This is a genomic window from Actinoallomurus acaciae (assembly GCF_042429965.1).
In the GTDB taxonomy this organism is placed as follows: domain Bacteria; phylum Actinomycetota; class Actinomycetes; order Streptosporangiales; family Streptosporangiaceae; genus Actinoallomurus; species Actinoallomurus acaciae.
Genome location: NZ_JBHLZP010000382.1, coordinates 1 through 7898 on the forward strand (window position 1 = coordinate 1; position 7898 = coordinate 7898).

The 7898-nt window shown below is 72.1% G+C and carries 9 protein-coding genes; 4 read left to right on the forward strand and 5 right to left on the reverse strand.

Going from position 1 to position 7898, the window contains the following annotated elements; translation table 11 throughout:
* Positions 1–294 (reverse strand): NAD(P)-binding domain-containing protein (locus ACFFNX_RS35270; RefSeq protein WP_378210261.1); only part of this gene is annotated, 294 nt, incomplete at its 3' end.
* Complete coding sequence (locus ACFFNX_RS35275; RefSeq protein WP_378210262.1) at positions 291–1217, reverse strand: DUF6282 family protein; 927 nt, start codon at positions 1215–1217, stop codon at positions 291–293. The genes ACFFNX_RS35275 and ACFFNX_RS35270, both read right to left, overlap by 4 nt.
* A gap of 245 nt (positions 1218–1462) precedes the next feature.
* Between ACFFNX_RS35275 and ACFFNX_RS35280 the strand changes: the two genes are divergently transcribed.
* From ACFFNX_RS35280 to ACFFNX_RS35295, 4 genes are all read left to right on the forward strand, one after another.
* Positions 1463–2818 carry an MFS transporter gene (locus ACFFNX_RS35280; RefSeq protein WP_378210263.1) on the forward strand — a complete coding sequence of 452 codons (1356 nt, stop codon included), beginning with the start codon at positions 1463–1465 and terminating at the stop codon, positions 2816–2818.
* Between the two features lie 97 nt (positions 2819–2915).
* Positions 2916–3650 carry a PIG-L deacetylase family protein gene (locus ACFFNX_RS35285; protein WP_378210264.1) on the forward strand — a complete coding sequence of 245 codons (735 nt, stop codon included), beginning with the start codon at positions 2916–2918 and terminating at the stop codon, positions 3648–3650.
* Positions 3647–4345 carry a 4-carboxy-4-hydroxy-2-oxoadipate aldolase/oxaloacetate decarboxylase gene (locus tag ACFFNX_RS35290; protein ID WP_378210265.1) on the forward strand — a complete coding sequence of 233 codons (699 nt, stop codon included), beginning with the start codon at positions 3647–3649 and terminating at the stop codon, positions 4343–4345. Before ACFFNX_RS35285 ends, ACFFNX_RS35290 begins: the two co-directional genes overlap by 4 nt.
* A gap of 259 nt (positions 4346–4604) precedes the next feature.
* The gene (locus tag ACFFNX_RS35295) at positions 4605–5282 is read left to right on the forward strand and encodes a GntR family transcriptional regulator (protein WP_378210266.1); all 678 of its coding nucleotides are present in this window, start codon (positions 4605–4607) and stop codon (positions 5280–5282) included.
* Here ACFFNX_RS35295 and ACFFNX_RS35300 read toward each other — a convergent pair.
* The 3 genes from ACFFNX_RS35300 to ACFFNX_RS35310 all read right to left on the reverse strand — a co-directional run.
* The gene (locus ACFFNX_RS35300) at positions 5254–5724 is read right to left on the reverse strand and encodes a RidA family protein (RefSeq protein ID WP_378210268.1); all 471 of its coding nucleotides are present in this window, start codon (positions 5722–5724) and stop codon (positions 5254–5256) included. The two genes, ACFFNX_RS35295 and ACFFNX_RS35300, sit on opposite strands and share 29 nt — an antisense overlap.
* A complete protein-coding gene (locus ACFFNX_RS35305) occupies positions 5721–6371 on the reverse strand; it encodes a GntR family transcriptional regulator (protein ID WP_378210269.1) in 651 nt (216 codons plus the stop codon). Before ACFFNX_RS35305 ends, ACFFNX_RS35300 begins: the two co-directional genes overlap by 4 nt.
* 168 nt (positions 6372–6539) lie before the next feature.
* Positions 6540–7898, reverse strand: a 1359-nt coding sequence (locus tag ACFFNX_RS35310) for a thiamine pyrophosphate-binding protein (protein ID WP_378210270.1), incomplete at its 5' end; no start/stop codon positions are given.

Genomic DNA, 7898 nt, shown 5'->3' on the forward strand with positions numbered 1-7898 from the left:
GCGGCGCTTGAGCTCGGGCGCGGCGGTGTTCAGGTCCGCCCACACGGCGCCCTCGCCCACACCGGCCAGGCCCGCTCGCAGCGCGTCCTCGGCGGCCTTCGCGCTGTTCACGCTGAGGATCAGGTCGGCGCCACGCGCGGCGTCGGCCTCGTCCGTGCAGGAGATGAGCCCGTCCGACGGCCGCGGCAGCGGGTCGTAGGCGCGTACGCGGACGCCCGCGGCGGCCAGGTCCTGGGAGATCGCGCCGCCGGCCTCGCCGAGGCCCAGTACGGCGACGCACACCGTGGCCGTCATCGGGCGTCCTCGCCAGCGACCCGGCGGCTGTTGGCGACCGCCATGACCTGGATCTCCTCTTCGGAGAACCCGTCTTCCAGCAGCGTGTCGGCCATGATCGCCAGGCCGTCCTCGACCGGCGGGTTGAACGGCTGCCCCAGGTCGCTGGAGAGCACCGAGTGCTCCGGGCCGACCGCCCGGATGTTGTCGAGCAGCCGCCGCCAGGTGACCTTGCCGGTGTGCGCGGTGGTGAAGCAGCGTTCGAGGAGCGCACCGCGTTCGGCGAGCCGGCGTTGCACGTCCACGGGGAGACGCTGCGAGGTGAACTCCGGGTGCGTCACGACGACACGGCGTACGTCCGCGTCGAAGGCCGCGTCGGCGACGGCGACGATCTCCGCGGCGTTGAGATGTCCGGTGGCGAGGGTCATGCCGTGCTTGGCGACGACGGTGAGCACGTCGCGTACGGCCCGGGTGACCGCGCCGTCGGCGTCGACGACCTCGATGGCCGGCGGCTCGATGCCCGCGGCTCGCAGGTCGTCCTGGAGAGCGGCCCACATCGGCGGCTTGGCGCCCGCCGGGTCCTGCGCCCGGCTGTCGCGCTGGTTGCGGCTGTCGACGGTCGGCATCCACACGACGCGTGTGTCCAGGCGGCCGGCGATCTCCACCGCCGACGGGTTCAGGCCGCCCACCGAGCCGTTCAGCGTGATGGCGCCCAGGGCGCGGACGGCGGGCACCACCTTGCGGACGACCTGGGCCCGCTCCGCGGTGGGTACGTAGTGGGACTTGAGCACGAAGCCCGCCATCCCCACGTCGGCGAACCGCCGCGCGAGGTCGATGTCGTCGATCCGGCGCTCCATCACGTCCGGGGCGACGTGGATGTGCGTGTCGTACGCGCCTTCGACGAGGGCGCGCGCCCGCGGGGACGGGGGCGAAGCGTTGGTCATGGTCGTCTCCGGATGTACGGCAATAATGTTGACAATCTAGCCTCGGGAAAGCCGGACCTGCAACGCCGGTACGGTGGGAGCCCTGCCCGTGCCGAGCAAGAACGCGCAGCTAGGGAAGGCCCTTAGGAGAGAAGGGCCACGGGGGGCCTCTTGACAGTCGCGGTCCGTCGTCCCACGATTGGCCACACGATTGTCAACAATTGGAGCTCGCCACGGCCTCCGGCGAGCTCCGGACTTGGTGCTCCATGACCTCGACCCCGTCTGCCCCCACCCCCGACATCGCCCAGCGCAGAGCCGCCGTGATCGGCGGAGCGTTCGGCTTCTTCGTCGACATGTTCGACGTCTACCTGCCGACCATCGCGCTCGCGCCCGCCCTGTCCTACTTCGTGCCCGCCTCCGTCCCCTCGGGAACCAAGGCGATCATCACCGCGGCCGTCTTCGTCTCCACCCTGATCGGCCGCCCGCTCGGCTCCCTCATCTTCGGCCGGCTCGCCGACAGCGTCGGCCGGCGCCGGGTGACGCTGCTGTCGGTCGCGGGCTGCGCGGTCACCACCGGGGTCATCGCCGCCCTGCCCGGCCACGCGCAGATCGGCCTGTGGGCGGTCGTCCTGATGATCCTGCTGCGGTTCGTCGACGGCGTCTTCCTCGGCGGTGAGTACACCGGCGCCATCCCGCTCGCCATGGAGATCGCCCCGCAAGGGCGCCGCGGCCTGTACGGAAGCCTGGTCAGCATCGGATTCCCGCTGTCGTACTGCGCGATCTCGCTGCTCAGCTTCCTGATGTTGCACATCGCCCCGGCGGGCGGACCCCACTCGGCCTACGCGGTGTGGGGCTGGCGGGTCCCCTTCGCGGCCGGCGCGGTCCTCGGCGTGATCTTCCTCGTCTACTACTCACGTACGGTGCGCGAGTCGCCGGTGTGGCTCGCCTCCGCCCGGAGCAGGAAGCGCGAGAACCCGGTCAAGACCGTTCTGTTCGGCTCGGCGCGGCGCAGCTTCTGGCAGGTGTTCGTGCTCATGGCCGGCGTCTGGTTCGCCTCCAACATGGCCTCCGGGCTGCTGCCCACGCTGCTCGGCTCCCAGACGACCCTGACCCCGACGCAGGTCACCGGCACGCTGGTGCTGGCGCAGTTCGTCCACACCCTCTGCTTCCCGCTGATCGGCGCGCTGACGGACCGGATCGGGCGCCGCACGTTCTTCATCGCCACCGGGGCGAGCGTCGGCGTCGTCTGCGCCGCCGCGTTCGCGTTGCTGGCCGAGGGGCCGTGGTCCGGCCTGCCGCTGGTGTTCGGCCTGACCCTGCTGATCCGGCTCAGCGGCGCCAGCATGTTCGCGGTGACGCCGTCCTACATCTGCGAGCGGTTCCCGGCCGCCGTCCGCGGCAGCGGCTTCGGCATGGGCTACAGCCTTCCGCTGCTGGTGACGGCCGGTTACGCCTACTACCAGGACTGGCTGAAACACCTCGTTCCCTACACGTACACGCCCGTCGTGCTGCTCGTCCTGGGCGGCCTGCTGATCCTGGCGGGCGCCGTGATCGGGCCCGAGACCCGGGACGTCGACTTCGACGCGAACGCCGAGCCGGCGACCGCGCCGAGCGCCGTCTGAGACGCACACCGAGATGAAGGAGGATCCCATGACCGAGCGAAGCGAGGGAGCCGAAGACACGGCCCCGGCGGTCGCTCCCTCCGCCGGAGGAGGACCCATGACCACCGAGCCGGGTGCCCTGCTGGTCGTCAGCGCCCACGCGGGCGACTTCGTGTGGCGCGCCGCGGGCGCCATCGCGCTCGCCGCCGAACGCGGGCAGCGCGCCAAGGTGCTCTGCCTGACCTACGGCGAGCGCGGCGAGTCGGCCCGCGCCTGGCGCGAGGGTAAGTCGCTGGAGCAGATCAAGGCCCAGCGGCGCGAGGAGGCCGAGAACGCCGCCGCGGCGCTCGGCGCCGAGATCGAGTTCCTCGACGCCGGCGACTACCCGCTGCGCCAGACCGACGAACTGGTCGACCGCATCGTCGGCGTCTACCGCGAGGTGAACCCGTCGGTCGTGCTCACCCACCCGCTGACCGACCCGTACAACGGCGACCACCCCGCCGCGGCCCGCATGGCCCTGGAGGCGCGAGTGCTGGCGCAGGCGATCGGCTACCCGGCGCCCGGCGAGCCGCTCGGCGCGCCGCCGGTGTTCTTCTTCGAGCCGCACCAGCCGGAGATGTGCGACTTCACGCCGCAGGTCCTGCTCGACATCACCAGCGTGTTCGAGCGCAAGCGCCGGGCGATGGAGTGCCTGCCGGCCCAGCAGCACATGTGGGACTACTACACCGACCTGGCCAGGCGGCGCGGCGTCCAGCTCAAGCGCAACGCCGGGCCGAACCTCGGCCTGACCCACGACACGCGCGCCGAGGCCTACATGCGCCTCTACCCGCAGGTCACGGGGGAGCTGTCATGAGGAAGGTGGTCGTCACCGACATTCCGCGCACCGCCCCGGCGGTGGTCGACGACCTCGCCGGGTACGGCGTCGCGACCGTGCACGAGGCCCTGGGCCGGATCGGGTACCTGGGCACGGGACTGCGCCCGATCCAGCGCGGCACCCGGATCGCCGGAAACGCGGTGACCGCGCTGTGCGCGCCCGGCGACAACCTGATGATCCATGCGGCGGTCGAGCAGTGCGCGGCCGGCGACCTTCTCGTCGTCACGACGACCTCACCGTGCACCGACGGGATGTTCGGCGAACTGCTCGCCACGTCGCTGCGCTCTCGCGGCGTGCGAGGGCTGGTCATCGAGGCGGGCGTCCGCGACGTCGCCGAGCTGAACGCCCTGGGCTTCCCCGTCTGGTCGGCCGCGGTGAGCGCCCAGGGCACGGTGAAGGCGACCGCCGGCGCGGTGAACGTGCCGGTCGTCGTGGGCGGCGGGCTCGTCCGGCCGGGCGACGTCATCGTCGCCGACGACGACGGCGTCCTGTGCGTGCCACGCGCCGACGCCGCCGAGGGCGTACGGAAGGCCCAGGCGCGGGTCGAGAAGGAGGAGGCCACGCGCGCGGCCCTGGCCGGCGGGCAGCTCGGCCTCGACCGGTACGACCTGCGCGCGCTCCTGCGGGACCAGGGAGTGGAGTACCTCACCGCCGCCGAGTACGCCGAGGGGTGACGCGGAGCGGCGGGAGGACCGGTCCGCCGTACGCCTCGGGGCGCTCTCGCCCGCGGGTCGTCGAGCCGGACCGGCACTCCTGCGCGCCGGACCTCTCCTCGGCCGCGGCCCCTACGACGCGCTCGAAGTGCACCGCCGACCCCGTGATCGTCCTCGTCGACGGAGCCCTGCGGCCCGCGTCTCTCGGCGGGGCGTGCCGACCGCATAGGCTGATGGTCGAGGTGCTTCCCACCGTTGTCCGGCGTTCGGAGTGTATGCAGTGTCTCCTGGGCTGAGTAAGCGTCCACCCACCGCGCAGACCGCGGTGCTGCGGGAGCTGCGGCGCGAGATCCTCAGTGGTGACCTGGTTCCGGGCAGCCAGATCATGCAGGACGAGATCGCCGAGCGCTACGGCGTAAGCCGGGTGCCCGTCCGTGACGCGCTGCGCACGCTGGAGGGCCAGGGGCTGGTCACCTACTCACCGCACCGCGGCTACCAGGTGACCCGGATCGACGTCGACGAGCTTCAGCAGATCCAGGACATCCGGCAGATCCTCGAGAGCGAGGCCCTGCGGGAGGCCGTGGACAACATCTCGGCCGAGACCATCGCCGCGATGACCGCCGATCTGGACACCATGATCCGCGCGGAGAAGGAGGCTGACTGGAGCGAGTGGCTCGCCGCGCACCGGCGGTTCCACTTCGCCCTGTTCGCGATGTCGGGGCGTAAGCACCTGCTGCGGATCCTCAGCCAGATGTGGGACGTCTCCGACCTCTATCGCTCCTACTACATGAAGACGCGCCTGTCGGAGCTGCGCGACCGCCAGGAGCACCGGCGGCTCCTCGACGCCGCGCGCGACCACGACGTCGAGGCGATGCTGGAGACGATGCGCACCCACCGGAGCGGCACGGTCGAGTCGATCCGCAGCACGGTCAGCGGGAGTACCCGGCCCGCAGAGTGAAGACCGCCTCCACCTCGACGCACGCACCGCCTGGCAGCGACGCGACGCCGACCGCCGTGCGCGCGTGCGTGCCGCCGGTCCCGAAGACCTCGTGCAGCAGGTCCGACGCCCCGTCGATCACCTTCGGATGCTCGGCGAAGCCGGAGGCGGCGCGCACGTACCCGCGCAGGTGCAGAACCCCGTCGACGGCGTCGAGCCCGACGGTGGACTCCAGCGCCGCGAGCAGGTTGATCGCCGCCGTACGCGCCTCGTCCCGCGCCGTCGTCACGTCGACGTCCTCGCCGACCACACCGGTCACGCGACCGCCGTCCGGCCGGCGCGCCGTGTGGCCCGAGACCCAGGCCTGCCGGCCCTCCACGCGGACCGGCGTGTAGGCGCCGAGGGCGCGCGCCGGTGGCGGCAGGTCGATGCCCAGGCGCGCGGCCCGTTCGCGCGGGGTCACGACGGCGGCTCGCCGAATGCGGCCGCGAGCTCGGCGATGGCGTTCCCGCGGTGCAGATCCAGGAGTTCGATCACTTTCTCGGTGTCTCCGGCGGTGGCGGCACGCAGAATCTCGCGGTGTTCTTTCTGTAGCCTTTCCCGGTTTTCCTTACCGGCGAAATAGTGCGAGCGATAGGGGGACGAGACGTCCCAGAGCTGATGAATCAGGCGTACGAGGCGCGCCTGCCCCGGCGAGTCGATGAGCACGAAGTGAAAATCACGGTTGGCGCGGGCGATGCCGCCGATATCCTCGGCGGCACCGGCCTCGTCGATCTTTTCGATCAGTTCGCGCATGGCCGTCAGGTTCGCCTCGGTGAGCCGGGGGGCCGTGTGCCGGACGGCGGCGGACTCGAGAAGCTGTCGCAGCCGGTAGATCTCGACCAGGTCGTCGATGTCGAGCGCGGTGACGTAGTAGCCGCGCTGCGCCGTGTGGGTCAGGTGGCCTTCGCCCTCAAGGATGCGCAGTGCCTCGCGCACCGGGACCCGGCTGACGCCGAATTGCTCCGCCACCTCCTCTTGGAGAAGCTGCGTGCCCGGCGCGATGGCTCCGCTGATAATGGCGTCGCGCAGTTCTCGGAGAACGGCCTCCTGCGCGGTGGGTGGACGCACGAATGTCCGTTTCGGGGGTGACATCAACGTGCTCCAGGAGTCATCGGATTCTCTTCCATTGTATCGAGCCAGCGGAGAATATCATTGTCGTGCTCGCCGGGCTTTGACGCCGGTAGCCGATGCGCCGGGTGCTCCGGTCCCGCCCGTACGGCGGTCCCCACGGCCCGGTCACTCGAACCACCTCGGCGACGTCGTCTTCGGGGGCAGCAGCGCGGCTCGCGCGACGACCAGCCGCGGCCCCGGGTCGGCGAGCGCCTCGGCGAGTGCGCCCGCCAGCGCCGCACCCACTCCGTCGACCACCGTCGCGGGGACGCCGAACGCCTCGCCCAGCCGTTCCCACTCCGGGTTGCGCAGGTCGGTGCCGCGGATCGGGTCGCCGGCGACCTCCTGGTCGTACCGGAGCATGCCGTAGCCGCCGTCGTCGAGGACCAGGACGGTGACCGGCAGGCGGCGTTCGGCCAGCGTCATGAACTCTCCCAGCGCGAACATCAGGCCGCCGTCGCCCGAGATCACGAGCGTCGGCCGCCCGTCCGCGGCCGGCCCGACCGAGGCGGGCAGGGCGTAGCCGAGCGTGCCCCAGCCGACCGGGTACTGCAGCAGGCGTCCGCGTGCGACCCGCCCGTACCCGCCGTACCAGTAGCCGGGGATGGCCATGTCGCAGACGACCACCGTGTCCTCGCCGAGCGCGGACTCCACGCTCGCGAGGAACCCCATCGCCTCGGCGGTGCGCGGGTCGCTCCTCAGCCGGCCGCGGGTCGCCTCGCGCAGCACGGCCAGCCCCTCCGCGGCCCCCGGAGGTCTGGGCGTGAGGAGGCCGAGCAACTCCGTCAGCACGGTGCGGACGTCGCCCAGTACGGCGACGTCCGGAGTGAGGTTCTTGGCGAGGTCCTCCTCGGCGCAGTTCACGACCGCCAGACGGCCGGGCAGCGGCATCCGCCAGTTCCTGGTCATCATGCCGTCGAAGCCGGTGCCCAGGGCGAGCAGCAGGCCCGTCTTCTCGATGAGCTCGGCCACCTCGGGCTCGTGCGGCGGCAGGCCGACGTGCAGAGGGTGACCGGGCGGCATCGAGCCGCGTGCGGCGTACGTGGTGACCACCGGAGCGTCCAGGCGTTCGGCCAGCGCGACCAGCTCCGTCTCGGCGCCGGACTGCACGACGCCTCCGCCGGCCCAGATCACGGTGCCGGTGCCCTCCCTCAGCAGCGCGGCCAGCCGGTCGACCTGCCCGGGGCCGGGGGACCGGCGTGCCGGCGCGGAGACCTCGATCGGGGGCAGGGGCTCGCTGAGCACGTTCGTCGGGATGTCGACGTAGACCGGCCCGCGCGGCCAGGACAAGGCGGTCAGCACCGCGTCGCCGACGGCGGCACCGGCCTCCGCGGCGGTCCGTGGCCGGTACACCGCCTTGGCCAGCGGCGCGAAGATGCCGGCCTGGTCGCGTGACTCGTGCAGGATGCCCCGTACGGTCCCGGGCCGGCGCAGCGCCGTGGAGACCTCGCTGGCGACCAGCACGACCGGCGAGCCGGCCGCGGC